24 protein-coding genes are annotated in these 25,061 nt (G+C 37.5%); 11 read left to right on the forward strand and 13 right to left on the reverse strand.

Annotation, left to right across the window (positions count from 1 at the left end; translation table 11 throughout):
• The first annotated feature begins 36 nt into the window (after positions 1 to 36).
• Positions 37 to 4,269 carry a CHAT domain-containing protein gene (locus tag SanaruYs_RS08140; protein ID WP_127122061.1) on the forward strand — a complete coding sequence of 1,411 codons (4,233 nt, stop codon included), beginning with the start codon at positions 37 to 39 and terminating at the stop codon, positions 4,267 to 4,269.
• A gap of 34 nt (positions 4,270 to 4,303) precedes the next feature.
• Positions 4,304 to 4,624, forward strand: a complete 321-nt coding sequence (locus tag SanaruYs_RS08145) for a low molecular weight protein tyrosine phosphatase family protein (RefSeq protein ID WP_127122062.1) — start codon at positions 4,304 to 4,306, stop codon at positions 4,622 to 4,624.
• 122 nt (positions 4,625 to 4,746) lie between these two features.
• Here SanaruYs_RS08145 and SanaruYs_RS08150 read toward each other — a convergent pair whose 3' ends face one another.
• The 3 genes from SanaruYs_RS08150 to SanaruYs_RS08160 all read right to left on the reverse strand — a co-directional run bounded on the left by SanaruYs_RS08150 (position 4,747) and on the right by SanaruYs_RS08160 (position 5,999).
• The gene (locus tag SanaruYs_RS08150) at positions 4,747 to 4,935 is read right to left on the reverse strand and encodes a hypothetical protein (protein WP_127122063.1); all 189 of its coding nucleotides are present in this window, start codon (positions 4,933 to 4,935) and stop codon (positions 4,747 to 4,749) included.
• A gap of 95 nt (positions 4,936 to 5,030) precedes the next feature.
• A complete protein-coding gene (locus tag SanaruYs_RS08155) occupies positions 5,031 to 5,429 on the reverse strand; it encodes a hypothetical protein (protein ID WP_127122064.1) in 399 nt (132 codons plus the stop codon).
• Between the two features lie 30 nt (positions 5,430 to 5,459).
• Positions 5,460 to 5,999, reverse strand: a complete 540-nt coding sequence (locus SanaruYs_RS08160) for a thioredoxin family protein (protein WP_127122065.1) — start codon at positions 5,997 to 5,999, stop codon at positions 5,460 to 5,462.
• Between the two features lie 275 nt (positions 6,000 to 6,274).
• Between SanaruYs_RS08160 and SanaruYs_RS08165 the strand changes: the two genes are divergently transcribed.
• Positions 6,275 to 6,499 carry a hypothetical protein gene (locus SanaruYs_RS08165; RefSeq protein ID WP_148115040.1) on the forward strand — a complete coding sequence of 75 codons (225 nt, stop codon included), beginning with the start codon at positions 6,275 to 6,277 and terminating at the stop codon, positions 6,497 to 6,499.
• Here the strand turns inward: SanaruYs_RS08165 and SanaruYs_RS08170 are convergent.
• The 6 genes from SanaruYs_RS08170 to SanaruYs_RS08195 form a co-directional block, all read right to left on the reverse strand.
• The gene (locus SanaruYs_RS08170; protein WP_127122067.1) at positions 6,484 to 7,059 is read right to left on the reverse strand and encodes a YkgJ family cysteine cluster protein; all 576 of its coding nucleotides are present in this window, start codon (positions 7,057 to 7,059) and stop codon (positions 6,484 to 6,486) included. The genes SanaruYs_RS08165 and SanaruYs_RS08170 overlap by 16 nt on opposite strands.
• Positions 7,060 to 7,073: 14 nt before the next feature.
• Positions 7,074 to 7,544 carry a hypothetical protein gene (locus tag SanaruYs_RS08175; RefSeq protein ID WP_127122068.1) on the reverse strand — a complete coding sequence of 157 codons (471 nt, stop codon included), beginning with the start codon at positions 7,542 to 7,544 and terminating at the stop codon, positions 7,074 to 7,076.
• Positions 7,531 to 8,040: a dihydrofolate reductase family protein gene (locus SanaruYs_RS08180; RefSeq protein ID WP_127122069.1), complete on the reverse strand. Its 510-nt coding sequence runs from the start codon at positions 8,038 to 8,040 to the stop codon at positions 7,531 to 7,533. Before SanaruYs_RS08180 ends, SanaruYs_RS08175 begins: the two co-directional genes overlap by 14 nt.
• A gap of 1 nt (position 8,041) precedes the next feature.
• Positions 8,042 to 8,266, reverse strand: coding sequence for a hypothetical protein (locus SanaruYs_RS08185; RefSeq protein WP_127122070.1), 225 nt, complete (start codon positions 8,264 to 8,266; stop codon positions 8,042 to 8,044).
• Positions 8,267 to 8,439: 173 nt separating this feature from the next.
• Positions 8,440 to 8,724 carry a hypothetical protein gene (locus tag SanaruYs_RS08190; protein WP_127122071.1) on the reverse strand — a complete coding sequence of 95 codons (285 nt, stop codon included), beginning with the start codon at positions 8,722 to 8,724 and terminating at the stop codon, positions 8,440 to 8,442.
• A 198-nt stretch (positions 8,725 to 8,922) separates the two neighbouring features.
• Positions 8,923 to 9,900 carry a helix-turn-helix transcriptional regulator gene (locus tag SanaruYs_RS08195; RefSeq protein WP_127122072.1) on the reverse strand — a complete coding sequence of 326 codons (978 nt, stop codon included), beginning with the start codon at positions 9,898 to 9,900 and terminating at the stop codon, positions 8,923 to 8,925.
• A 77-nt stretch (positions 9,901 to 9,977) separates the two neighbouring features.
• On the opposite strand from SanaruYs_RS08195, the gene SanaruYs_RS08200 reads away from it, so the two are divergent.
• Both SanaruYs_RS08200 and SanaruYs_RS08205 read left to right on the forward strand, forming a co-directional pair.
• On the forward strand, positions 9,978 to 10,784 hold the full coding sequence (locus SanaruYs_RS08200) for a SprB repeat-containing protein (RefSeq protein ID WP_127122073.1): 807 nt from the start codon (positions 9,978 to 9,980) through the stop codon (positions 10,782 to 10,784).
• Positions 10,785 to 10,857: 73 nt separating this feature from the next.
• Positions 10,858 to 12,753 carry an ATP-binding protein gene (locus SanaruYs_RS08205; protein WP_127122074.1) on the forward strand — a complete coding sequence of 632 codons (1,896 nt, stop codon included), beginning with the start codon at positions 10,858 to 10,860 and terminating at the stop codon, positions 12,751 to 12,753.
• Positions 12,754 to 12,755: 2 nt separating this feature from the next.
• On the opposite strand, the gene SanaruYs_RS08210 is transcribed toward SanaruYs_RS08205, so the two are convergent.
• Positions 12,756 to 13,331 (reverse strand): hypothetical protein, encoded by a 576-nt coding sequence (locus tag SanaruYs_RS08210; protein WP_127122075.1) that lies wholly within the window; start codon positions 13,329 to 13,331, stop codon positions 12,756 to 12,758.
• A 375-nt stretch (positions 13,332 to 13,706) separates the two neighbouring features.
• On the opposite strand from SanaruYs_RS08210, the gene SanaruYs_RS08215 reads away from it, so the two are divergent.
• Entirely contained in the window at positions 13,707 to 14,219 is a 513-nt protein-coding gene (locus SanaruYs_RS08215; protein WP_127122076.1) for a metallophosphoesterase family protein, read from the forward strand.
• A 10-nt stretch (positions 14,220 to 14,229) separates the two neighbouring features.
• Here the strand turns inward: SanaruYs_RS08215 and SanaruYs_RS08220 are convergent, their stop codons facing one another.
• From SanaruYs_RS08220 to SanaruYs_RS08230, 3 genes are all read right to left on the reverse strand, one after another.
• Entirely contained in the window at positions 14,230 to 15,231 is a 1,002-nt protein-coding gene (locus SanaruYs_RS08220) for a tetratricopeptide repeat protein (RefSeq protein ID WP_127122077.1), read from the reverse strand.
• An 84-nt stretch (positions 15,232 to 15,315) separates the two neighbouring features.
• Positions 15,316 to 16,599, reverse strand: coding sequence for an OmpA family protein (locus tag SanaruYs_RS08225; RefSeq protein WP_127122078.1), 1,284 nt, complete (start codon positions 16,597 to 16,599; stop codon positions 15,316 to 15,318).
• Between the two features lie 88 nt (positions 16,600 to 16,687).
• Entirely contained in the window at positions 16,688 to 17,638 is a 951-nt protein-coding gene (locus tag SanaruYs_RS08230; protein WP_127122079.1) for a glycosyltransferase family 2 protein, read from the reverse strand.
• A 107-nt stretch (positions 17,639 to 17,745) separates the two neighbouring features.
• Between SanaruYs_RS08230 and SanaruYs_RS08235 the strand changes: the two genes are divergently transcribed.
• The 5 genes from SanaruYs_RS08235 (at position 17,746) to SanaruYs_RS08255 (ending at position 25,013) form a co-directional block, all read left to right on the forward strand.
• Complete coding sequence (locus SanaruYs_RS08235) at positions 17,746 to 18,267, forward strand: hypothetical protein (protein ID WP_127122080.1); 522 nt, start codon at positions 17,746 to 17,748, stop codon at positions 18,265 to 18,267.
• A 177-nt stretch (positions 18,268 to 18,444) separates the two neighbouring features.
• Positions 18,445 to 19,395: an L-threonylcarbamoyladenylate synthase gene (locus tag SanaruYs_RS08240; protein ID WP_127122081.1), complete on the forward strand. Its 951-nt coding sequence runs from the start codon at positions 18,445 to 18,447 to the stop codon at positions 19,393 to 19,395.
• A 108-nt stretch (positions 19,396 to 19,503) separates the two neighbouring features.
• Positions 19,504 to 20,595, forward strand: a complete 1,092-nt coding sequence (locus SanaruYs_RS08245) for a 6-phosphofructokinase (RefSeq protein WP_127122082.1) — start codon at positions 19,504 to 19,506, stop codon at positions 20,593 to 20,595.
• Positions 20,596 to 20,725: 130 nt separating this feature from the next.
• Positions 20,726 to 21,910: a phosphoglycerate kinase gene (locus SanaruYs_RS08250; RefSeq protein WP_127122083.1), complete on the forward strand. Its 1,185-nt coding sequence runs from the start codon at positions 20,726 to 20,728 to the stop codon at positions 21,908 to 21,910.
• 187 nt (positions 21,911 to 22,097) lie between these two features.
• Entirely contained in the window at positions 22,098 to 25,013 is a 2,916-nt protein-coding gene (locus SanaruYs_RS08255) for a sensor histidine kinase (protein WP_127122084.1), read from the forward strand.
• Positions 25,014 to 25,061: the final 48 nt, after the last annotated feature.

Below are 25,061 nucleotides of genomic sequence, written 5' to 3' on the forward strand. Positions count from 1 at the left end.
TTGTACATTCGCTTGGTAATCCATCAAAATCCCATCATGATGAAATCAACCCTCTCCATTACCTGTTTTCTTGTTCTGGTATGCTGCACCAGCCTCGTTTTTGCACAAACAAAGCACGATAAGGCCTTATCAAAAGCGGATGCTCTTTATAACCAAGGTTCATTCGAGAAAGCGGCTAAGGCTTATGACAAGTTTTTCAAAAAAGCCAATTCGAAACTAGGCCAGCAAAACAAGTACACACCAATTTACTATTCACGACAGGCTAGGTTGAGTCTGGCAAATGGACAGCTTATTGATTTTGCATCGCAAGTTGAAAATGCGCTTAAAGCCAGCGGTACAATTAATGGTGAGAGTTCCCTTACACATGCGTATTCACGAATAGATATAGCCGAACTCTACCTTGATTATGGACACTATAAAAGAGCACGAGAAATAACTGAGGTTGTTCAGATACAATTACAAAACAATCAATTACAAGACGATGCACTTAAAGCCAAAGTCAATTTGGTATTGGCGGAAGCACTTACTGGACAAGGATTTTGTCGTGAGGCATTAGCTCTTATGAGTGAAGTCGATAACTTTTTCTTATCCAAAGCAATTGACCGTGAGCAAATTGCTGAAGGTGATAAAATTGTTAAAAAGCGCGTTCCTGAAAATGAGCTCCCTATACGCTTCGGAAACTATGCACAATTGATTACCTTAAGAGCACAGGCTTATGCGAAAATGGGCGAAACAACCAAGGCTGACTCTGCCTTCGTTTCAGCACGTAACTGGATTTCTAAAAAACTGAATTTCATGGGCGAGTATAGTCTAGCTTTGGTTAATAACAATTATTTGCATTCGCGATTATTGTCTGACAATGGCTTGATTAATTTCTCGGCAACTGAAAGAGACCTTGGCTATGATAATGTACTTAACAGTTTAAAGCGAAAAGCAAAACCAACTCACCAACTCGCAATAGACGTTTACCAGAGCTACCTTGAGCAATTGCAAAAAGATGAAAGCAATGCACGTTACGCTAACGTTAAAGTTGAATACGAAAAAATGCTCGATAAAAATTTCAAAAAGAATAGCGTTCATCTTATCAATTTTAAAGCCATTGAATTCGATTCTAAACTCAGTAATCAACGTACAAGAAATCTGGATAAGGACGCGATAAAGCTTTTATCAAATGCTGCATTACCAGCACACTATAAAACCAGAATAAAAGTTCTGGAATTCCTGAGTGATCTTTCCATGTACAAAAGAAATTATGGAGACGTGGAGCTGTACCTTAATCAGATCAGTGATATCCAAAAAGAATTATATGGTGCCAATGCACCTGAATATCACTTAAATAGATTAAAACTAGCTGCTTACTATTTAAACTTTACCAATAAAATAGAAGAAGCTGGTCAGATTTACCAAAGAAGCTATAATGAAGTTGTTGCTCAGGAGATTGGTCCTTGGCAAAAAGATCACCTTGACATCCTTAATAATCTGGCTGCTCTTTACGAGTTTAATGACCAATACAAGGCTGCAACCAAAATTTTAGATAAAGCTTCTGATGTTGCATTTAGCAAATTTAGTAATGATGACATTGAATATGCTATTCAGCTTGATAAAATGGCTATGCTACAACTTAAGCTTGGTCTATATGAAAAAGCAGAAAAGAATATTGAAAAATCGCTTCTTATTTTTAGAGAGTATAGAAAAGATGAAACCAGAACAGAACAATATGTTCATGCCTTAGAAACACAAGCAAAACTATACGGGATCAAGGGTATGTTTGATGAGGCTCAGGACAATCTGGACCGGACAGTAAAAATGATCAGCAAATCGGATATCACTTTTAGAAATGAATTGGCTACGGCTGAAGAACTATCTTCTTTATTCATTCAATTAGGAAAATATTCTCAAACAGATGTAATTTTAAATAAGTTGATTGCAGAGTATAAAAAATTATATGGAACCGAAACTTATCGTTTAATTGAACCACTTACTAACAAAGGGAAAATATTGCTCCTAAAAGGGGACTATACAGAGACAGAAAAAATTGGCAAACAAGCCAATGCACTTGCTCTTAAGTTTTATGGAGAAACCTCCACAAAGACTGCTCCTACACAAAGACTGTTAAGTGACTTATACTATACTCTAGGTGATTACGACAAAGCAGAAACCGAAATAAAAAAAGCGCTAATAAGTCAAGAGAAAGAGTTTGGCAGAGACCATATTGAGACCGCAAAATCCATTTCACAGCTAGCTATCATTAAGTTCCATAAAGGCGATAACAAAAATGAAGTTGAGAAGCTCATGCTTGAAAGTCGTGATGCGATGGCGCAACGTTTAGGAAAAGAGAATCCACAATATGCTGAGATACTTAAGAATGTTGCTACCCTATACATTTCTGAGAAACGTTTTGACATTGCCTTTAATTCACTTACTGTCGCTGAAAGTATATGGCGCGCCAAGGGCGGCAAGAAAAATAACATTAACCTGGCCAGTATTTACACACTAACAGGTGATGTATACTACCAACAAAAGAATTATAAAAAGGCTGAAGAGTTCTATATAAAATCAAAAAGTTTATACGAAAAATTCTTTAGTGTTTCTCATCCAGAGTTTGTTAAAGTACAGTCAAAACTTGCAAAAGTCTATTACATGCAAAAAGACTACAAGAAAGCCAAGAAATATATCGAGGGCTCTCTGGATAATTATGAAGGTTTTATTAAGAGCTACTTCCCTGCATTAAGCGAAAGAGAAAAAGCAAAATATTGGAATACAATTAAAGGTGATTTTGAATTCTATAATACACTTGCTTTCAGTCAACTGGAGGATTTTAAAGACCTTACCGGTAAAGTTTACAATTACCAACTCATAACCAAAGCATTATTATTATCATCTTCCATTAAAATACGTGAACGCATACTCAATAGTACTGATGAAGTGCTCAAAAATCAATACAGTGCTTGGGTACAGAAAAAAGAAACGTTGACACTTGCCTTGAGTATGAGTGAACAACAGTTACTTGAAAATGAAATTGACCGAGGCTTGCTGGAAAGAGAAGTTGAAACACTGGAAAAAGAATTAAGTCAACGTTCGGAGGGATTCGGACAAGGCATTGATAGTAAACGAATAACTTTTGATGAAATACGTAAATCTATTTTACCAACAGATGTAGCTATTGAAATGGTTAGATACCGCTACTTCAATCATATACTAACAGACTCAGTAATTTATGCGGCACTATATGTTAAGCCAGATTTTAAGTCTCCGAAAGCTGTATTATTTCCTGATGGTGCGAAAATGGAATCACGCTTCTTCAAATACTACCGAAATGCCATAATTGGAAAAGTCCACGATACTTACTCGTATAACGTCTTCTGGGAACCAATTCAGAAAGAAATCGGACTTGTGTCATCAGTATACCTCTCTGCTGATGGTATTTTCAATCAGATCAACCTTGAATCTATCCCAACACCCGACAACCGCTACGTGCTGGATAACTCTAATATAATTTTAGTGAGTAACACAAAAGATATATATCTGAATAAAATAAAGTCTAAGAATAAAAGCTCGGAAAAGGTCGCCTCTATGTTTGGCAATCCTACTTTCTATCTGGCAAGTAGTGACAACGACAATATCCTACCATTACCTGGTACAGAGAAAGAAGTGAGTCAGCTACAACTATTGTTCAAGCAAAATGGCTGGATCACTAACCAATTTGTAGAAGAAAAAGCCGTAGAGCAAGCAATTAAAGACTTAAACAATCCAAAGATATTTCACATTGCAACACACGGTTTATACAAACCCTCTGAGGAAATAAGCTTAGAGAAAGAGATGGAAGGGAATGAAGCCTTACTTACTCAAAATCCGTTAATGAGAACTGGTTTACTTTTAAGTGGTGCGGGTGACCTGCTGGAGAAGACTGATTATAATTATAATATGGAGAGTGGAATTCTTACTGCTTATGAAGCCATGAACTTGAATTTAGACAAAACAGATTTAGTGGTATTAAGTGCCTGTGAAACCGGATTAGGAGATTTACAAGCAGGTGAAGGTGTATATGGTTTGCAACGCGCCTTCTTAGTTGCTGGTGCAAAGGTGCTTATTATGAGCATGTTTAAAGTGGACGATGACGCAACACAAAAGTTATTTTTGAAATTCTATTTAAAGTGGCTGAACAGTGGAGACATACGCCAAAGCTTTACCGATGCCAAAAAGGAATTGCGTGATGAATATCCTGAACCTATTTACTGGGGTGCTTTTATGATGATTGGATTGGAATAATCAGAAACTGATCAATCAAATTAGCAAACTGGGTTTGAATATTCTATTTATCTGTAGTCGAAATAAATGGAGAAGCTTAACAGCAGAAACTATTTTTAAGCGACATCAACATCACACGATCAGATCTGCCGGCACCTCTAAAGAGGCTAGAGTTAAAGTATCAGAAAAATTAATACTTTGGGCAGATCTGATTTTTGTGATGGAGAAAAAGCACAAGGAGATTTTAGAACAAAAGTTCAGTCAGTCCATCAGCGAAAAAGAAATCGTAATACTGAATATAGAAGATCTTTATCAATATATGGATGAGGAGCTGATTGAGATTTTAAAGAAGTCAACGGAACATTATCTGGATTGATTACAAATCCATCAATAAAAAACGGATTGCTTTAATCTCTTCATCCAAAGGTAATATGAATATCTAGTTGTCAACTTACTTTAAATCAACCATCAAATTGACAATCAGCACATCACCGAATCCTAATTTTTAACTTCGTCTCCACCATCATCGTCTCTCTTTTTGTCTACTCTTTCAATCCTTACTTCTTTGTCCATGTATCTCTCTCTATTGTTATTCAAAATATTTCCCATTATTCCCATTCCAAATGCGGCTAATATTAAAAATATGACCATTACTAAAAGTCGCAGTCCTTCCTTAACCTTTTTCATTTAACAAAAATTATTCCGGTCAAAAACCCGGATTGTTCCAATGTATTTAAGAAGTGAGCCAAGTTTGTATTCAACTTTGGCTTGTGTGGGAAGAATTATCCCAGGATGTAGTTCATTTTGAACTCTTCAGAACTCTCAGTTGCGTAGTAGATTAAGAAACCGTCTTGTTCATTTATTGGCAACTCTTTGGAAATACTTTTAAGCTTTACCGTTATTCTCTTCTCTTCATGATTTAGAAAAGAAATAAAGTCTTCTGGATGGCTACTTGGAGGTGTCAGTAAAAAATGAAGCTCGTTGAATACTTTTTCCAGCTTAACGACTCTTTTAAAATTTGCACGCCTGACTTCGCTTAACTCAGTTTTAGTAGGTTCGACATTTAAAAGTCGAGAATCAGCAGCATACCCAGAAAAAGCAATTAATCCAAAAACTAAAATTGACTTTGCCAGCCATTTTAATGGATCACTTATTTTTAATATATGCTTCATTTGTTTCATTACGCTTCTAACTTATTTGATCCAATCAACCTATTTGGATGCGTAAGGAGATTTGTATTTAGTTTCCCACTCGTTCCACTTTATGTTTTTATAGTGACCTTCCCCAATAAACTGAGCTATCTTGTGAAACTCATCAGCTTTTCTATAGCCCGGTAATGGTTGAATCATACTAAAATCTTCCGCCAAAAAAACCACTGTCGGATAACTCATCTGATTATTAAGAAGCGCAGCCGCTAATTGATGATATCCTTTACTGCCACTGGGTACAAACTTGAAGGTGGTACCCGAAAATACTACATCTTCCCGCTGCTCGGCATCAAATTTAACAGCATAAAATTTTTCATTAAGCAGTTTGGCCACTTGTGGCTCACTGAAGGTATTCTTATCCATTACTTTACACCAGCCGCACCAATCTGTGTAAACATCAATAAAAATTGGTCTCTTCTCTGTTTTTGATTTCTCTATTGCCTCCTCAAATGTTAGCCATTGAACGGGGCCTTCTACCGTTTTAAAAGCGGTTAGAGCCATGATCAGTGCAATTGAAAAGGAAGTTAACAGAAGCTTTTTCATGTGTTTATATTTTTTTTGCTTAAGGTCACATGCAATGGCTATAACACTCAGTTTCGATTGGCGCAGAGCATTTACATAGGCATTTCATAAGACGCTATTTCTTTCAGAACAAATTTAAGCATAAAGAAAGTTCTACCAGCATATATACCCTGTAACTAGAGGCTGTAACCTTCGGCTAGTTGTCCGGTAATGATTGTACAATTTTAGTTTGCAGCGTTCAAAAATGAACAGTTAAAGTTGCAAATTAGGCTAAAAACGCAGAAAATAGACTTGGCATGGACTTAGCAAAGCATCGAGCAATGAAAGAGAGCATTTCCTTACGTAACCTTCTTCTACTTGCCGGAATACTGGTTGCTTTGATTGCGGCATCGCTACTGCTTTCTGGTACTATTAGCTTTACCGCTTATTTACCCACTCCCAAACTGCCTGCGGTAGATACCCTTAAAACAGCAAAGATTTTTGTTGATAAGATCATCAACGCCATTTATGCATCTCGATAAGCGTAATAGGACAGAACATGTTCAATAGCCCTGCGCATTGCTTCATTAATTGGATAAAAATTTTGGGTTAAATCCATGTCGATAGCATGAAGTTGCATGTAAAACTGATTCATGACAGGAATCTCCCCTCCTTCTGTTACTAGTTTTGCTGCTCGATCATAGTTTGCTGTTTGCTCAGTCTTTATTATCTGACAAGTAACATAGTCTTTTTGATTATACTTATTGGTCCTGGCTGAGTATCCAAACAATCGACAAATCAATCCGCGATGCACATACTCAGAACATAGACCAGCACCGCTTTGCGTGGGATTAAGGATGAGACAAATAGAGGAATCTGATTGTTTCAATTTTTCAAGCCAGACTAAAGCCTGATCTTTTTTATAAAGGTCAAAAGCGAAAGGAAGAAATTCTAAGGTGGTTGCTTCTATATCTGATTTATAACAACACTTGCCGCACCCGAATTTGCAATGCAAATCTGTCGTTTGCTGAAACGCTGCTATCTCTTGATCCAGTTTTTCAAAAACTGCTACAACTTCCCTAACCTTATCATCCAAACGCATGCACAAAAGTACGGTTATTCCTTCTTCACTGGTTCTTTACTTATACCTTCTTTTTTTCGCTGTTGAATTACAAGGTCAGGACCAAAGGACAGCTTTTTATTCAGCGGTGATTTTTCTTCTACAACACGCCAAAAAGGAGCTACACTTTTTAAGACCTTACCAGCTGTTAGTTGTTCGTGGGCAGCCTCAGCCACAATGCGTAGAAAAATACCTGTTGTAACCGGGCAAGTGTATTCTGCCCTATACGCCAAAGCAAGGTCTTTGCGCATGGTCTGTAAACTTATTGCTTTACCTTTTGGTACAGACCTTATATAACCATCGATTATTTTAGGTGTTGCAATAAGCATCATGGAATTAGCCGGCATATCGGCAAAATCCTTTTCGAGGCGTTTTACTTGTTCTGACTTACTATCATCATTTACTTTATCTGTCCAGCTTTTCCCTTTAGCTGGCTTCAACCTTGAAGTCGTTTTAGCTTTTTTCATAATGAAGCATTACTAAACCTGTTGGATAACGCTGAACATGTGTTAAACGAAGATACTTTCTTTTTGAAAGATCTTGAAAAAGTGGTTTACCGGCACCCAAAACAACGGGGTGAACTGCCAGCCGAAACTCATCTACCCAGTCATTTTCCAAAAAAGCAGTTAGCAATTCAGCTCCACCAAAAAACCAAATGTCTTTTCCAGGCGTCTGTTTTAGGTTACTTAATCTTGCAGATAGATCGTCTGGCCATATTTCAACATCATTAAAAGACAGGTCTTTGCACTTTGAACAAACAATGGTTCTGAATTTTTGAAATGACGTGTCTCCCGTTTTCAGTAACAACTCGTAACTTTTTCTTCCGTAGAGAATGGTATCAATATTTGCTAAGAAATCTTGCATTCCATAATCCTGATCAGTAAAGCACCAATCGTATTCACCATTTGTGCCCTCGATAAATCCATCCAAACTAACTGCTAACTGTAAAATAATTTTTCTCATCTCAATCTTCTAGTTCTATACAATCAAAACCCGATTCATTTAAAATAAAAATGGCTAACTCCGCTGGCACCTCTGTTGATTTAATCCTTAAAATACGGTCACAATCATCAAGGGCAAAATTCCAGTTGCCACTCCCCGCTGCTCTGTTAAGTACAGGGGCGAGTTCTTTTACAGCATGCTGTGAAGCAACAGATGTTTTAAATACCAGAACATTTGTGTGTGTCATATAATTTTATTGAATATTTAAAAAATAAGCTGCAAGCAATCCTGCAACAATACCAATGAATAGCAATAGACTTCTAAAAGTTTGTTGTGATGAAAGTTTACTTTCCATTTTCAAAAAGTGATCTAAGTTTACTCGGAAAAATCGTTTAAACAGTATTCAATCTTGTTTGAAATCTATTGAAATGAGATTGGATGCACATTAAATGAAAGTGGCAGTACTGTATCAAAATTTATCATATCAGACATGCGTTTAACAGTCTCATCATCAGCTGATTTTGCATAGGCTTCTTCGAAATGTTTTCTGCTTTGCCACCGTAACACATCAATCCATGTGCTGTCGTTTACTTTGCCTAATTCACGGCTAACGAAGCCCGCTTGTTTTTGTAAAAAGGCACCCACTTCTTTATTAACCAAACTAAAGTCATCGTCTGGTATGTTGCTATTTAGCCGAAACGTCATAATTTCAACATGTTCAACCCCAGGTTCAGGAACTGCGCAAGAAAAGCAGGCGCAGAGAAGTATCAGTAGTATGCTTGTCCTCATTTTTGTATTCATTATTTGAACACGAAATAAATACCCACCACTGTCAACAGTATGGCAACAGCAAAACTGACATTCAAAAAAAGTAAAAGTTTTTATCTAAACTGGCTAACGAGCTCAAGAATCAGCTGGCTGAAGTTCTTTGACCTTGCCGTAATGTGAGAATAGTTCTTCGGTAAGTTCTGACATGATGTGTTTAAGCTCTTCAGGCTCCTCAATGGTAGCTGCGCTGCCATAAACCAACAACATACGGGCAATGTAAATAAGGTTGTCAATCAAAAATACAATTTTGATGCGATCACCCTGATCTTCCTGCGAGAAAGAACCATAGACTTGCCGGCCTTTTAGCATGCCCTTATCAAAACAAACAACGGCTTTAATGAGGCCTTCGTGCATTTGTCCCATGGAGGTCATGTATTCTTTTAAAGACAAAAGATTTCTATTTTCGACAGGTTTTTCCGTGTTTACAAGACTACGAATGCGGTCGGCCCTGAAATCTCGATAATCATTTCGTAGACGACACCAGGCTATTAAATGCCATGCGCTGCTATAATAAAAAATGCCAATGGGCTCCAGCTCCCTACTTGTTAGCTCTTGCTTATTATTGGTATATTCAATTACAAGTACTTGCTTTTTCACCACAGCTCTTTGTATAGTGGTTAAAAAATTGTCAGGAAAATTACCCGAGGGTTGTTCTTCATTGCGAGGTCTCTCAAGTACCTGCACAAGATTTTGAAGACTTTCTAAATGATCCTTTTCAGATTCATGTAATACTGCTTTTATCTTATGCAAGGCTGAATCAAAGGATGTTTGTACGGACTTATCAGTTAGTTTTTCAACCAATTTACCTGCCAACATCATAGCGCTTGCCTCATCTTGCGTAAACATAACTGGAGGCAAATGGTAACCGTCCACAATAAAATAGCCCTTACCCGCCTCAGAGCCTATGGGCACACCTGCTTCCATCAAAGCCTTTACATCTCTATAAACGGTTCTTTGACTTATCGAGAAACGATCAGCCAGTTCTTCGGACTTAACCACCCTTTTGGATTGCAGGTGAATGAGGATAGCGGTTAGTCTGTCGATGCGATTCATGTGTTAAATTTAAGAGATTGTTCAGACTACGTAAACTCTCAGCAATTTTTCTTGTTCTTTGTATAAACGATTCTCTCATGAAAAGGATTTTTTCTCCACTACTGGTATTTATACTCATTGGCTGTACCAGTAAAGACATTGCAGGGCCATTTGATTGCACATCAACCTCTATTACTGTTGATGTAGTAGCAATCAACAATGCAAGCGCTTGTAATACCAATGACGGAAGTATCTCTGTAAGTGCTATTGGCGGTAAAGGACCTTATCAGTTTAGTGTAAATGGAGGTGCATTTTCGGATAACACCCTTTTCCAAAATCTTGGAGCAGGATTATACTCAATAGAAGCTAAAGATGCGAACGGCTGTTCCGGTTTTTTAAACCCATCAGCACAAATCAGCATTCCTAACTCCACCTTGAATGCTACTGCCACCACTGTACAAGATAGTAATTGTATTAACGATAACGGATCAATATTGATTAGTGCAACTGGTGGCACTCCACCCTACACTTATAAACTTGGTAATGGTACGTTCACTGAAATTCCTTCATTTAGTAACCTTGCATCAGGAAGTTATACCATTATGATTCGTGATAGTGATGGTTGTTCCTTCTCACTTAACAGGCAAGTGGCCAGAGGTGATACTGGTATTAGCTGGTCAAACGAAATCCAGGATATTATTGTCACAAATTGTGCAGTAAGCGGGTGTCATAATGGAACTCAATCACCCAACCTTAGTAATATATCCGGAGTACAGGCCAATAAAGAAACTGTAAAGTCAAGAACAGGAAATGGTACCATGCCACCAGCCGGGAGAACAGATTTAACAGCAGAACAGATTAAAAAAATTGCCTGCTGGGTAGATGACGGAGCAAAGAATAATTAACAATAGACCTCTTAGCTTAATGTGAGTACATAAATATTTAGTATTTTCACTCAAATTAAAAGAGCCACCTCCTATGCGAACAGACCGGATCAAAATCCTGTTGGTCTTTTCTATTATTCTTACTGTGCTGTCCGGCATCATTACCTACTTTGCCGTTATTGAGAGCCGGAAACGGGTAGATCTGGTTTTACATTCTTATTCTGTACTTGAAAAAAGTGAGGATTTATTGTCCATGGTTAGCACTGCAGAGTCTGGACTCCGAGGTTTTATACTCACCAAAGATTCTACCTTCTTAGATAATTATAGTGTTGCCAAGAATCAGTATAAGGCTTTAGTTGAAGATTTGAAAAAACTTTGCCTGGACAGGCCAGGGCAGCTTAAAATTGTAAATAATGGAATTGAGCTTTATGTATCCTATAAGATAAGGCAACTTGCTATTGTTGGCACAATATCACAACAATACGGCTTACAAAAAGCAATAGATTATTCATATGCAAGAAAAGATTCTTTAACGATTAATAATCTCAAAAACGCTATTCAAGACTTTAATAAAAATGAAGAAATACTTCTTGACGAGCGTCTGACAGCACTGAACCAGACGCTTGCAACTCAAACCAAAATCAGATACCTGAGTTTTTTTCTAATTGGTCTAACCTTAGTATTCGCATACATTACAATCAATGAAAAACAGAAAAAAAACAATGAGCTAATAGATACGCTTAATAAATCCAATGCAGTACTGGAGCAAAAAGTAAAAGAAAGAACCCTAGAACTTGATAGAAAAAATACAATCGTTAATGAGCTTAATGCAGAACTTCAAAAAAGTGTTGAGCAGATTCAGGCCTTCTATGAATCGTTACAATTAAAAAATCGAAAAACGGAAGATGCATTGATTGAAGTTAAAGATCTTTACGACAACGCACCATGTGGTTATCATTCCGTTGACCAGGAAGGTAAGATTGTGCGAATGAATAGAACTGAATTAGAGTGGCTAAACTATTCTGCAGATGAAGTTATTAACAAACTCGCTTTCACTGATTTGGTTACAACAGAATCGGCAATTCTTTTCTCAAGACTTTATCCTGAGTTTAAAAAATCTGGCAGCATTAACAACGTAGAATTTGAACTCAAGAGAAAAGACGGTAGTACTATACCAATTGTACTCAGCGCAACAGCTATTTACGATGAAGCAGGCAATTATTTAATGAGCCGTTCTACCGTTTTTGATATTTCCAGAAGGAAGGATCTGGAACAAAAAATAATAAAAGTAAATGATGCACTGATTCAACTTAATGTTGAAAAGGATCACTTTCTTGGTATTGCTGCACACGATTTAAAAAGTCCACTTAACAGTGTGCTGGGATTAATCAACCTACTCAAACATGAGGATAGCCTTAATGAAACTCAAAAGGAATACCTATCTATAATGGAGCGTTCCTGTATAGGCATGAAAAGCTTAGTAAGCAACCTACTTGACATCAATAGAATAGAACAAGGAGGAGCAGCTTTACAAAAAGAAAAAATTGAGATTAGCCATTTATTAAATACACAAAAGGATATATTCAAGGATGTGGCATTGCAAAAAGGAATAAAACTTACTTTAGAAGATCAGACTCAGAATATGAGCGTGCATGCAGATAAAGATGCCATGAACCGCATACTCGAAAATTTGATTTCTAATGCACTTAAGTTCTCCCCCGCCTCCACTCAAGTGAAACTAGAGGTTAGCGAAGTACCAACTCATGTAAAATTTAAGATAAAGGATCATGGACCTGGCATCAGTAAAAATGATTTACCAAAATTGTTCGGGAAATTTCAGCGATTGTCTGCCCAACCTACTGGCGGAGAAAGCTCATCAGGTTTAGGGCTTTCTATTGTTAAGGAATTAGTAGAGTTAATGAAAGGAAAAATTCGCGTGGAGACAATAGAAAATGAGGGTACTACCTTCATTGTTGAAATTCCAAAATAATCCTAACGATTAGTTCTTACTTCTGCTATTCTGTTTCGCTCATCTTGAAGCTCTCTTGAGATCTTCATTTGTTTCTCGAGTGCACGATGTTTATATTCTTCGAATTCACTGGTAAGAATCAACATTGTTTCTGCTTTTTCTTTGAGCGAGCGCGATAGAAGTTGTGATCGTATAAAAGACAAAATCAACAATCCTGCCAATACAGCCAGCGAAATAAAGAATACACTGATAAACGCTGCCTTATGCATAGCTATGCCTGCCACTGTAATATGTTCGCTGTCAAACTCAATTTCAGCAGCTGCAGCTTCACGTCTGGCCATTTCTACATTTTGCTGATCCATGCGCGCATTAAATGAATTGATTTCTGCCTGTTGTTGTGTTATCGCTAGCCTTTGTTTGGCAAGACTATCCTCCACCGATTTCCAAAAAGCGTCAAGTGTTGTCTGTTTTATTACCTTATAATCTTTAAATGTCTGCGCTTTATCCTTTATGGTATTAAAGCTTTTTGTTAACGTTTCTGAATCTTGCGCTTGAGCAAAAAAAGTAACCAGACAGAAAGTGAATATTAATATTTTCATGGCAGTAGCGATATAACGGGTGAAAGTAAGCCTCTATACTCTTAGATGTATGTTTAATAAGCCAATGAGTCAAATAGATCGATAAAATCAAAGATAGTTCGATGAACACCCCAAATTTGCTGCCTGCACGAGGTACTCTATAAATGGATCAACTTTTGCTAACCCGTTTTAAGGGTTACTTAAATCCGGTATATCCAATAGGCATTGTGGTGAAAAGTTTTGTTTTTCTATGACAAAGGAAGATCTTGTCGCAAAGAGCATTAAGCAGACTTGGCTGACAAACCTAATTAATTTAGTTGGGTATTAACGAAAACCTCACCCTCAATACAGCAACAGAAAAGAGGTGAATGGCCGAATCTAAAATAATAGTTACGTATGAAAATAGGATTACTCTCTGATACACATAGCCATTTGGAACCATCTCTTTTTGATCATTTTAAAGATTGTGATGAACTATGGCATGCAGGCGATATTGGTGATGAGGCCCTGCTTCAAAAACTACAGAGCTTCAAACCAACTAAAGCTATATTCGGTAACATTGATAGTATGAAACTTCAGCGCAGCCTGCCTGAAGATTTTTGGTTTGAATGTGAAGGTTTGAAAATATGGATGACCCATATTGGTGGAGCGCCACCCAATTACAATCCACGAATTAAGAAAAAATTTAAAGAGTTAGTTCCGGATATTTTTATTTGCGGCCATTCACATATTCTCAGGGTAATGCGTGATCCGAACTATTCAAATATGTTATACATTAATCCGGGGGCAGCAGGTAATCACGGATTTCATCACATGAAAACCATTATGCGTTTTGATATAGAAGCCAAAGCAATCAAAAATGTGGAAGTGATTGAATTAGGTAAGAGAGGCGCATTACCTAAACAATAACTTTACTTTATCATCTACCATTACTAAGTTGTAATTCAGCGGCACGGGTTCTATATGAATCTCCCTCGTTACCGGGCTGCAGTTCTCCTAAGCGAATGTATATTTCAATAATAGTATCATCAAAGGTTAATGCTTCTTTGTAAAGTGAAATAGCTATTTTTATATCACCTTTCTTATCATACAAGAAAGCCATTACATGACAAAGCCAACGACTTCGGTTTCCAATTTCATAAGCCCTCTCATAGTTAGGTAAAGCTTCATCGTGATTACCCAATTCATAATAGTTATCTCCAAGCAATTGCCATAAATCCCCTTGTTGCGCATAATCATATTCAAGCTCGCGGAGTTTATCTATAGATTGCTGAAATTGATCCTGAGCAAAATACCACCAGGCGATGCTATATTTTGGTTGAAAGGCTTTGGCATCTGCTTGTGTGGCTTTTTCATAAAAATAAAGCGCTGAGTCGTAACGAAATTGCATATAATGAGTATTACCCAAACCCAGCAAGGCCTCATCTAAATATTCGTCATTATCGCTTGCGTATTTGTAATAGTAATATGCAGAATCATATTGCTGCATAGTATAGAATTCTTCTGCTTTAGTATAGGCATCGTAAGGATACAAGTCTTGCTGACTACTTGTTGTATTCCAGATAAAATAAAAGAAAGCTACACCTAATATAATAAGGGTTATAACGGGAACCATAACAGTCAAATTCTTTAGATTTTCTATTGATTTAACTGTTGATTTTGGTACTGCCTTTTGAGAAGTTTTACCGCTTCTGAATGACTCTTCTCCATGCTTGAACAGATGTGATCCTGATTTATCGTAATTGCCACTATGCTCATCTATGACAGCAAATCGATTATAGAAGAAGAGCGTTAGAAAAAAACAAGAGATACCGAAGAGTACATAAGCCAATGTAGTGTCTATCGCCCAGGAGAAAGCCCAAACTATACCAGAACCTATGGCCAATATAAGATAAAGGAAATTTCTAGAGGGTGAGCTCATATAAAAAGTTACATTTTTTAATTGAAAAAGCCCGGTCGATTACTCAACACGGGCTTTTCAGAGGGTCCTTCGCAGGACAAGAATTTAATCAGCGATCACTTCTACTTCAACCCTTACATTTCTTTTAGCATTTGCGCTGTGCTTATCGTAAAGAGGCTTCTTACCTCCCCAACCTTTTACTTCAATTCTTTCACCAGCAATACCATTTTCAATTAAATACTCTCTTATAATCTCTGCTCTTTCAAAAGAAAGATCTTTAGCTGATCCAACAGTATTAATTGCATCCTTACCTATAGCAAAAAAGTTTTTCTCATTACCCATTTTAATGATTTTACCGTGGTAATGCCCATTGGTGTGGCCGTGTAGGCGAATTTTCATGTACTTATTCTCATTCATCATCTGAAGTAACTGGTTTATCTCATAACGCGATTCAGGAATCATAATGGCTGCATCGTTGAAGAAGTATACATGTGAAAGCGTTTGTATATCGCCCTTGATGTAACGTACCAAATCAAAAGAAACCACAAAACTTAAACCCATCATATCCACATGCGCTAAAGCAGTATCTGCTTCAGGGTTACGATAGTTTACTTCAAGCTGTAATTTTCTATATCCAAACACATCACAAATAAGCGTGACTTTACCGCTTTGATTTTTAGGATCGGGCAATGTCAGGTAATCATTACCTTTCACTGTTTTTAAAAGTTTGCCCCTGTCGGTATCTACTACCTGCACATCACCATCAATAATACGGTTGTTCGATGCGTTGAAAAGGCTTAGAAATACTTCAGTATTTCCCAGATTAATGGGAAAGACCTGAACAATTTTTTCTTCGATCTCTTCATTGCTTACTATTTCTTCTACCTGGCTTTCAGGTTCAACTGCTTTGACCTCTGAAAGTCCGTTGTTCGCAACAGGCACCTGTTTCTCTTCAACAACTTTAACAATTTCAGCAGGCTCTGGAGTCGTAACCTTATCTTTAGCTATTGTGGCTGAGGTTTCAGGTTCGGCTAACACCACGGGTCTTTGTTCCTCACCCCGTTGACCGATTACACCTGGAACAACACGCACCCATGCATCTTTAAAATCACTCTCGCCTCTCAACTTATACATGGCCTCAAGCGAGGTTTTCAAATCGCTATGACTTTGTAAGTAAACAAAGTACAACGCTCTTGAAGTGTTGAAACCATAATTTGCATTGAAACCTTTACTGTTCAGATGCTGAACAAAGCGCTGTGCGTATTCACCTTTAGATTTATCAAAAGCACCTACTACAGTATAGTAACCTGCGGCAAGTTCATTATTGTTTTGGGCAATTGATGGGGTGCAAATAAGCAGCAGAAAAGCCAGGGCTAGACATTTTTGCATGTAAGATTTAGGTTGTTTTAGACGTAATTTTAACTAAAAATAACTTAAATCCAGTGTTTTTAATTTTCTTTCTGAAAAATTAAATGTACTATTTCAACTTTTCTACAAAAAAACCGAGTCCATAGCCAACCAATTGAACCAAAGCAGATGGTATAGCCATTAATCCTACCATCACATTTTTGTAAGCGATGGTGGCCCCCACCATGATAGCTCCAAAATAAAGAGCAAAAAATATTGAACCGAGCTTAAATAAAGGCAGATAAGTAAATAAGGTTAACAACCATGCCACAAGTGCCAGCGTAAATAATAACGGAATCCAATGTGTTAGTTTTACCTCTTGGGAATACTGCTTTCCTATCAAAACCCTACCCCTTCCGAAGTTAAAAACCTGTTTGTAAAATTGACGCAGGTTAGTTCGTCTTTTGTGGTAAACAAAGGCTTCTGGTATTAGGCCTACCTTTAAGCCTTCAGCTTTTAATCGGATGCTTAATTCAATGTCTTCTGCGTAACGATCAAAGCGAAACCCTCCTGTTAATTCATACGCTTTTCTGGACAGCCCCATATTAAAACTGCGTGGTTGAAATGAGCCTACATGCTGCTTACCTCCTCTTATGCCCCCTGTTGTTAGAAAAGAAGCCATCGTGTATCCCATTGCTTTTTGCAACAATGTAAAGTCCTGATGTGCTTTATCGGGTCCGCCATAAGCATCCCATCCATGTTGTAGTAAATTGTTTTGTACAATGCTCAAGTAATCTGGTGGTATTATACAATCCGAATCAAATACAACCAGATAATCTCCTTTTGCCTGGGCAAAACCCAGATTACGACTAGGCCCCGGTCCAGAATTAGGTTTAAAAATATATTGAATGGCAAAATGAGTTGAGTAGACATCAACTAAATGTTTGCAGGTTTTAGTAGAACCATCTTCCACCAATACGACCTCAAATTTTCGTAATGTCTGAAGCGTTAAACTATGCAGTAGTTCATCAACTTCTTCAGGTCGGTTGTAAACAGGTATAATAATTGAAAAGGTATGCATACTTTAATTTGGGCAGTAAGTTACATAAATCATGGCTGCTGGTCTTTATCCTGTAATTACTCTTTAGCATTTCAGTGCTAATGCCTACATTCCATAAATTTTATTCTATGAAAAAGCTTTGCATCCTGCCAATGGCCCTTCTTCTCAGCAACCTGTTGCTTGCCCAGCAAAAAGATTATTCAAAAGATGTACAGTCTACGGACGCTATTATCACAGCCTTATATGAGGTCATTTCTGGAGAAGCCGGGGAGAGCAGAGACTGGAATCGTTTTAAAAATCTATTTACATCAGACGCTAGGTTGATTCCTACTTCAAAAAATAAAGATGCCAAAATCAGCTATGCGAGTATGACACCCGCTGACTACATTCAGATGTTTGAATCCAGAATTACCACTGGATTTTATGAACGTGAATTAAATCGCCTAACGGATGCCTATGGGACAATAGTGCACGTTTTCAGCACCTATGAAACCCGAGAAAGCAAAGGTGGACCAGTTACAAACAGGGGTATTAACAGCATACAATTATTAAAAACACATGAACGTTACTACATCATGAATATTTTCTGGTGCGGTGAGAACACGGGATTTCTATTACCAGAACATTATATGAAAGGTCGAATTGAATAAAGATATAGAAGTATTTATGCACAAATCGTGAGATTTTCTTTTACCAAAGATTTCACAAATGTTCAAAGATCGCCTGCTCTGATTCTATGGGAAGCTATAGTAGAAGTGGCTCCTGAAATTTAAGGTAGGTCACGAAAGATTTATAAACGCATTACCAGCTAATTTTTACTTTTGCAAATGGCCGAAATAGGAAAAGATATTGAAAGAGCTAAGGCGCTCTTGAAGAGAGGAAAATTAGTGGCTATACCGACTGAAACAGTTTACGGACTGGCAGCTAATGCCACTAACGCAGATGCCATTGCACGTATCTTTGAGGCGAAGAACAGACCTTCTTTTGATCCATTAATTGTTCATGTGCCCGACTTACATGCTGTAAAACTTTATGCCGATAACTTACCTTTAAAAGCGTTGGCGCTTGCCAGTAATTTTTGGCCTGGTCCGGTAACGATATTATTTAAAAAAAAAGAGATAATACCTGATATTGTAACGGCAGGGCTTGAAACGGTAGGCATACGTTGCCCTAATCATCCCCTTACGCGCGAATTATTGGAGGAACTGGATTTCCCTTTGGCTGCGCCCAGTGCCAATCCTTTTGGTTATATAAGCCCGACTACTCCAGAACATGTAAATGAACAACTCGGGGATAAAATCGCTTACATATTAGATGGCGGACCATGCACTATTGGTATTGAATCTACAATAGTCGGTTTTAACAACGACCAGGCTACTGTTTACAGATTAGGTGGTTTAGGTATTGAAGACATTGAAAAAGTGATTGGAAGTGTTGATATTATGTTGCACTCCTCCTCTAATCCCAAAGCACCAGGGCAATTAAAAAGTCATTATGCACCAAGTAAACGTTTGGTGATTGGCAACCTCGATCAAGCACTTTCGGATAAACCCAGTGCTAAGGTAGCTGTACTCTCATTTCAAAAAGATTACAAAATTCCGTATCAGTTTATATTGTCTTCAACAGGAAATCTTACTGAAGCAGCAAAAAATCTTTTTCTAGGTCTGCGAACTTTAGATAAAATGCCTGTGGATATTATACTTACTGATTTAGTGCCCGACCAAGGCCTTGGACGCGCCATTAATGATCGATTAAAAAGAGCAGCCGCTGAACAGTAGTAGATTCTTGATTGTTTATATTAAAGTTTTGTTAAGAGTTAATATAAGTACCTTCTAAATTCTACATTGATAATTGTCAACTGTCAATTCTTCCTTAATTTTATTGTTATGAAAAAAATCCTTATTCTTACCGGTGGTGGCGATTGTCCCGGCCTTAATGCAGTTATACGTGGCATTGCTAAACGTGCCCGCAAAGAGAAAGACTGGGAAATATATGGAAGTATTGAAGCCTTTAATGGCGTGTTAAATGAGCCTCAGGAAATCATAAAACTTACCAGCAGAAAAACAGCAGGTATACATATAAAAGGTGGCACCATTTTAAAAACGACAAACAAAGACAGTCCTATAAATTTCCCTGTTACTCAGCCTGATGGAACCATCAAGTTTGAGGACCGCTCGGATGAACTGATTAAAAAACTGAAGGCCTTACACTTTGATGCCATTATAAATATTGGAGGCGATGGCTCTCAAAAAATTTCTAAAGTACTTTTCGATAAAGGAGTTCCCATTATTGGTGTGCCCAAAACAATTGACAATGACTTGTCAGCTACCGATGTAACTTTTGGATTTCAAACAGCAGTTCAAATAGCTACAGACAGTTTTGATCGTCTTGTAACCACAGCAGAAAGTCACCACCGTTGCATGATTATGGAAGTAATGGGGCGTGATGCCGGCTGGATTGCGCTGCATACTGCTATTGCCGGTGGTGCAGAAATTTGCTTAATTCCCGAAATCCCTTACGATATTCAAAAACTTGCCAAGCGTGTATCCATGCGTTACAAAAATGGCAAAGGATTTTGCAACATTGTAATTGCAGAGGGTTCCAAACCAAAAAATGGCACCATTGTATCGCAGAAAGGCGATAAAGGTTCTGAACATGTTAGACTAGGAGGCGTTGCATACCAACTCTCGCAGCAACTAAAGGATGCGGGTTGCAAAGCGGAAATACGCGAAACAGTTTTAGGACACACACAACGTGGAGGTACACCAGTTGCTTACGATCGCATACTGGCCACCTTATATGGCGTTAAGGCTTTTGAGTTAGCTCTGGAGAAAAAATTTGGACAGATGGTAGCTTTCAAAAATAATGAGATTGTTTCTGTATCCCTGGAAAAGGCAACTCAAAGCTATAACGTTGTAAACAAGAATAATTATCTGGTAAAAGCTGCTAAGGGAATGGGTATTTCATTTGGTGACTAAAGCAAAAACGCTTAAGCAAACGTTAGCAACGGATATAAATATGAATCAGCTAATTAACTTATAAATACCTGATCTTCGTCACTTATTAAACCATGCTCTTTACTACATTAGCAGCTTCAAAAACTATGCTATGAAGACTATTAACGATTTTAATTTTTCAGGTAAGCGCGCACTCATTCGTGTTGACTTCAACGTACCTTTAGATAAATCTTATCAAGTAACAGACGACAACCGAATTCGCTCTACTGTTCCAACGCTAAAAAAAATATTGAAAGATGGAGGTGCACTGATACTAATGTCACACTTAGGTAGACCTAAAGACGGACCTGAAGAAAAATATTCGTTAAAGCATACTCTCAAAACCACCGAACACTTGCTTGGCGCTCCTGTTAAATTTGCTGATGATTGTGTTGGTGAAGAAGCTTATAAACTTTCCGCTGCATTAAAACCAGGTGAGGTGCTGGTTCTTGAAAATCTAAGATTCTACAAAGAAGAAGAGAAAGGCGATTTAGCTTTTGCTGAAAAACTTTCGAAACATGGTGATATATATGTTAACGATGCTTTTGGTACTGCCCACCGTGCACATGCTTCCACCACAATTGTAGCTCAATTTTTTAAAGATAAATGTGCAGGCTATGTAATGGCCGCTGAACTGGAGAATGCAAAAAAAGTGTTGGAGAAAGCTGAAAAACCTTTTACGGCCATAATGGGCGGTGCTAAAATTTCGGATAAGATCTTGATTATTGAAAAACTGCTAGATAAAGTTGACCATTTAATTATTGGTGGTGGCATGGCTTACACCTTCTTTAAAGCCCTCGGTGGCAATATTGGTAATTCTTTAGTGGAAGCCGATAAACTTGACTTAGCCAAAGAACTCATTCAAAAAGCAAAAGCCAAGGGTGTTGAATTACACTTGCCTATCGACTCAATTATTGCAGATAAGTTTGATGCTAACGCAAATACAGAAACAGCGAATAACAATGCCATTAAAGATGGTTGGATGGGTTTAGACATTGGCCCTCAGGCTACAGCTATATTCGCTAAAGTTGTAGAAGAATCTAAAACCATTTTATGGAATGGCCCTATGGGTGTTTTTGAAATGGAGAAATTTGAAAAGGGAACAAAGGCCATTGCCGAAGCGGTGGTAAGGGCAACTGACAAAGGTGCATTCTCTTTAATAGGTGGGGGTGACTCAGCAGCAGCTGTTGCGAAATTTAAGTTTGAAGAAAAGGTGAGCTATGTTTCCACAGGAGGTGGAGCACTGCTTGAATACTTTGAAGGCAAAGTACTACCAGGTGTAAAAGCACTGGAATAAAAACTTACACACTTTTAAAGAAGCAGATTCATAAAATTATGGATCTGCTTTTCTATTTCTACATGCTAAACGAAATACTATAGCAGAACAACAAGCCACAGTTACCTTTGTTTTAAGTAATAGTCTGCTAGTGCAGACTATTTGCTTTTTATCAGGTATACTCATTACCATTTCCTATTTTTAAGTATTGAAAAGGCTCACCCTTATATTTTCACTTGTATGCTGGCACCTTGTTACGCTGGCACAAGACCCTGTCTATAAAAGTATTGACAAAACCTCAGGTTTACCCAGCAATACTATTTACGATATTTTTCAGGATGCTGATGGCTTCATGTGGATTGGCCATGATAAAGGCTTGAGTAAATACGATGGCTTTCGATTTATCCATTATCAAAACGAAGAACAACGCGGACGCCCCATTAGTAACCTATTACAAGATAATACAGGGAAAATATGGTGTCAAAACTTTGTAGGTCAGTTTTTTTACATTGAAAATGACAGTCTAAAATATTGCAAGCAAATAGAGCCTACTGGTATGTACAGTCCCGCTGGTATGTTGGGTGGAAACACATTAGTCTCTGTAGGAGCAAATGTCCTCCGTTACCTTAATACGGAGTCAATGACATATACTCAAAAATCAATTAATGGTTTTAGTACAAGTCACTTTACTTTCTCCAATGAAAATTACTATTACTTTTTTAATAAAAACACTGGCGAACTTATTATTAGCGATGTTACTGGTAATCTACGTGCAGAGAATGCTCCACTTCGTTCCGATTATTTTTTTGTATTACCTCTAAAATCGGGAACGCATTATATGCCTAAATATCCCGATAACGAAGACAACCTGATTAATTGGAGCAAAGAAAAAACGGTTTTTAAATTTCCGAATAAAACCTTTATCCAGAATGCCCGCATTATCAATGATAGCCTAATGGCTATTGTAACATCAACTGGCTTCTATTTATTCGCAGATAGTTTTGAACCCACAAGCACTTCAGATTTTCATTTTTTTAAGGGAAAGAATACGTCTACCATTACTCAAGACAGTGAAGGAAACTGGTGGATTGGCACCTTAAATGAAGGGATATTATTTGTTCCCAACTTAACAACACGTAGAAATTTCGAGAATCAATCATTTACAGCCATCAGAACCAATAAAAGAAACAACTCAATTTTTATTGGCACTGCAAATAATCAAGTATTGGAATATTCTCATAAAAGTAACGAACTGAAAACACTTTTTTCCAATGAACTTAATCAGGAAGTAATCACAATCTTTTATGATTCAGCATCCGAAGATATAGGGTACGCCTCAAATAATGTCTATTTCTATCCTAAAAACAAAAAAGCCATTATAAAGGAAGGATCAATAAAAGATATACATAAGCTTGATAATAGTCATTACATCGTAGCAGCTAGTGGATTTGTAGGTATCTATAGTAACGATAAGAATGATGTAAAGAACAAATGGATTAATGCCTACAAAGATCTTGGTTCATTTATAGGCACAGACTCTGTACAATTTAGGTTAAATAACAAAGAAGTAAGAGCACGCGCGTTGGCTATTACAGAGGATGTAGTGTATGTCGCCACAACCAATGGTTTGCTGGCCTATTCACTAAATGGGCAAACAGAAATTAAGTATAAAGGTAAATCAGTTATTGCCGCAGATCTGGAGAGTTACAAAAACACAGTCTATGCCGTGTCTTTTAATGATGGCTTGCTAAAAGTTGAAGACGGTGAGATAAAAAAAATATTCGCTCCTGATCAAAATACCGTTGCAGGCATCTTCAAGCTGAAGATAGTGAAGGACATCGCCTGGATGCTCACTGAAAACAATTTGATTGCTTACGATCTAAAAGAGAATACAATAAAACTCATAGACCAAACTACTGGTTTACCGATGGACGATCTACGTGATTTCAGTATCATGAATGATACGGTATTTATGGTGGGCAACAAGGGTTTAGTCTATTTTTCAGCCACCATATCTAGTGTTAGCGAAGTTAAACCTAACTTGATTATTAATTCCTTGATTGCCAACCGAAACAAGAAAGACCTCAGTGATAAAATAACTTTAAGTAGTAACGAGAATGATATTGTGATCAACTATTCAGTTATTGGCTATAAAGCCGGCAATAATATTAGAGTCGAGTATAACATCAATAATTCTGAATGGCGATTATTGGAAAACAACAACCGCGAATTAAGATTGGCCTCATTGGCACCCGGAAATTATTCGATCGGATTAAGGGCAGGGAATTACCACACTACCGGTACGAAACAAGTCCAGATAAACTTCATTATTTCAAAACCCCTCTACCTTGAAGTATGGTTTATTTCTCTTTCACTTACGTTACTATTTATTTTTATATACCTGCACTACAAGCAACGTTTAGCCAAGATACGCTACCAAAACAAACTGGAAACTAACAGATTGGAATTGGAGAAAGAACTCCAGCAGTCATTACTGGCCTCTATTAAGGCGCAAATGAATCCGCATTTTATATACAATTCACTTAGTTCCATTCACGCATTTGTGTACAGCGATGACAAAGAAAATGCCATTAAATACCTTGATAGGTTTTCGGAATTAACAAGAAAGGTGCTAGAGTTATCGGGACATGAAAGCATATTACTAAGTGAAGAAATTGAATTACTTGAAACATATATTTCATTGGAAAAAATGCGTTTTGGTGAAACCTTTCAATCCAGCATTACTTGTTCAGATAACATAGACGTACATTTTGTAAGGTTACCATCAATGATTATTCAACCTTTTGTAGAAAACGCCATAAAGCATGGCCTACTCCATCGGAAGGGACATAAACAACTCAACATCAGTTTTACGCGCGAAAAGAATGATATACTCATTACAATTGAAGACAATGGTGTAGGTCGAAAAACAAGTGGCGAATTAAAAAGCAACAAAAATAAAAAACATGCTTCCTTTTCCATTTCTGCTAACAAAAAAAGGCTTGAACTACTAAATGCTAAAAAGAAAAATACAATTGGTCTCCTAATAGTTGACAAAACAAATGAGATGGGTCGGGGAATCGGCACAAAAGTGTTGATTAACATTCCCACACAGTTTTCGTAAACTTAAAAGCCATCTACGTTAAGTTACTTCAACAAAAAAACAGAACGC

Origin of the sequence: Chryseotalea sanaruensis, assembly GCF_003990915.1 — a bacterium.
Taxonomy (GTDB): Bacteria; Bacteroidota; Bacteroidia; order Cytophagales; family Cyclobacteriaceae; genus Chryseotalea; species Chryseotalea sanaruensis.

Coding starts and splice junctions, on each gene's coding strand:
- SanaruYs_RS08220 (WP_127122077.1), bottom strand. CDS start 15,231: ATGAGCTCACCCTCTAGAAATTTCCTTTATCTTATATTGGCCATAGGT.
- SanaruYs_RS08165 (WP_148115040.1), top strand. CDS start 6,275: ATGGACTTAGCAAAGCATCGAGCAATGAAAGAGAGCATTTCCTTACGT.
- SanaruYs_RS08185 (WP_127122070.1), bottom strand. CDS start 8,266: ATGACACACACAAATGTTCTGGTATTTAAAACATCTGTTGCTTCACAG.
- SanaruYs_RS08155 (WP_127122064.1), bottom strand. CDS start 5,429: ATGAAACAAATGAAGCATATATTAAAAATAAGTGATCCATTAAAATGG.
- SanaruYs_RS08175 (WP_127122068.1), bottom strand. CDS start 7,544: ATGAAAAAAGCTAAAACGACTTCAAGGTTGAAGCCAGCTAAAGGGAAA.
- SanaruYs_RS08235 (WP_127122080.1), top strand. CDS start 17,746: ATGAAAAAGCTTTGCATCCTGCCAATGGCCCTTCTTCTCAGCAACCTG.
- SanaruYs_RS08230 (WP_127122079.1), bottom strand. CDS start 17,638: ATGCATACCTTTTCAATTATTATACCTGTTTACAACCGACCTGAAGAA.
- SanaruYs_RS08215 (WP_127122076.1), top strand. CDS start 13,707: ATGAAAATAGGATTACTCTCTGATACACATAGCCATTTGGAACCATCT.
- SanaruYs_RS08250 (WP_127122083.1), top strand. CDS start 20,726: ATGAAGACTATTAACGATTTTAATTTTTCAGGTAAGCGCGCACTCATT.
- SanaruYs_RS08240 (WP_127122081.1), top strand. CDS start 18,445: ATGGCCGAAATAGGAAAAGATATTGAAAGAGCTAAGGCGCTCTTGAAG.
- SanaruYs_RS08245 (WP_127122082.1), top strand. CDS start 19,504: ATGAAAAAAATCCTTATTCTTACCGGTGGTGGCGATTGTCCCGGCCTT.
- SanaruYs_RS08205 (WP_127122074.1), top strand. CDS start 10,858: ATGCGAACAGACCGGATCAAAATCCTGTTGGTCTTTTCTATTATTCTT.
- SanaruYs_RS08140 (WP_127122061.1), top strand. CDS start 37: ATGATGAAATCAACCCTCTCCATTACCTGTTTTCTTGTTCTGGTATGC.
- SanaruYs_RS08190 (WP_127122071.1), bottom strand. CDS start 8,724: ATGACGTTTCGGCTAAATAGCAACATACCAGACGATGACTTTAGTTTG.
- SanaruYs_RS08210 (WP_127122075.1), bottom strand. CDS start 13,331: ATGAAAATATTAATATTCACTTTCTGTCTGGTTACTTTTTTTGCTCAA.
- SanaruYs_RS08160 (WP_127122065.1), bottom strand. CDS start 5,999: ATGAAAAAGCTTCTGTTAACTTCCTTTTCAATTGCACTGATCATGGCT.
- SanaruYs_RS08150 (WP_127122063.1), bottom strand. CDS start 4,935: ATGAAAAAGGTTAAGGAAGGACTGCGACTTTTAGTAATGGTCATATTT.
- SanaruYs_RS08170 (WP_127122067.1), bottom strand. CDS start 7,059: ATGCGTTTGGATGATAAGGTTAGGGAAGTTGTAGCAGTTTTTGAAAAA.
- SanaruYs_RS08180 (WP_127122069.1), bottom strand. CDS start 8,040: ATGAGAAAAATTATTTTACAGTTAGCAGTTAGTTTGGATGGATTTATC.
- SanaruYs_RS08200 (WP_127122073.1), top strand. CDS start 9,978: ATGAAAAGGATTTTTTCTCCACTACTGGTATTTATACTCATTGGCTGT.
- SanaruYs_RS08195 (WP_127122072.1), bottom strand. CDS start 9,900: ATGAATCGCATCGACAGACTAACCGCTATCCTCATTCACCTGCAATCC.
- SanaruYs_RS08225 (WP_127122078.1), bottom strand. CDS start 16,599: ATGCAAAAATGTCTAGCCCTGGCTTTTCTGCTGCTTATTTGCACCCCA.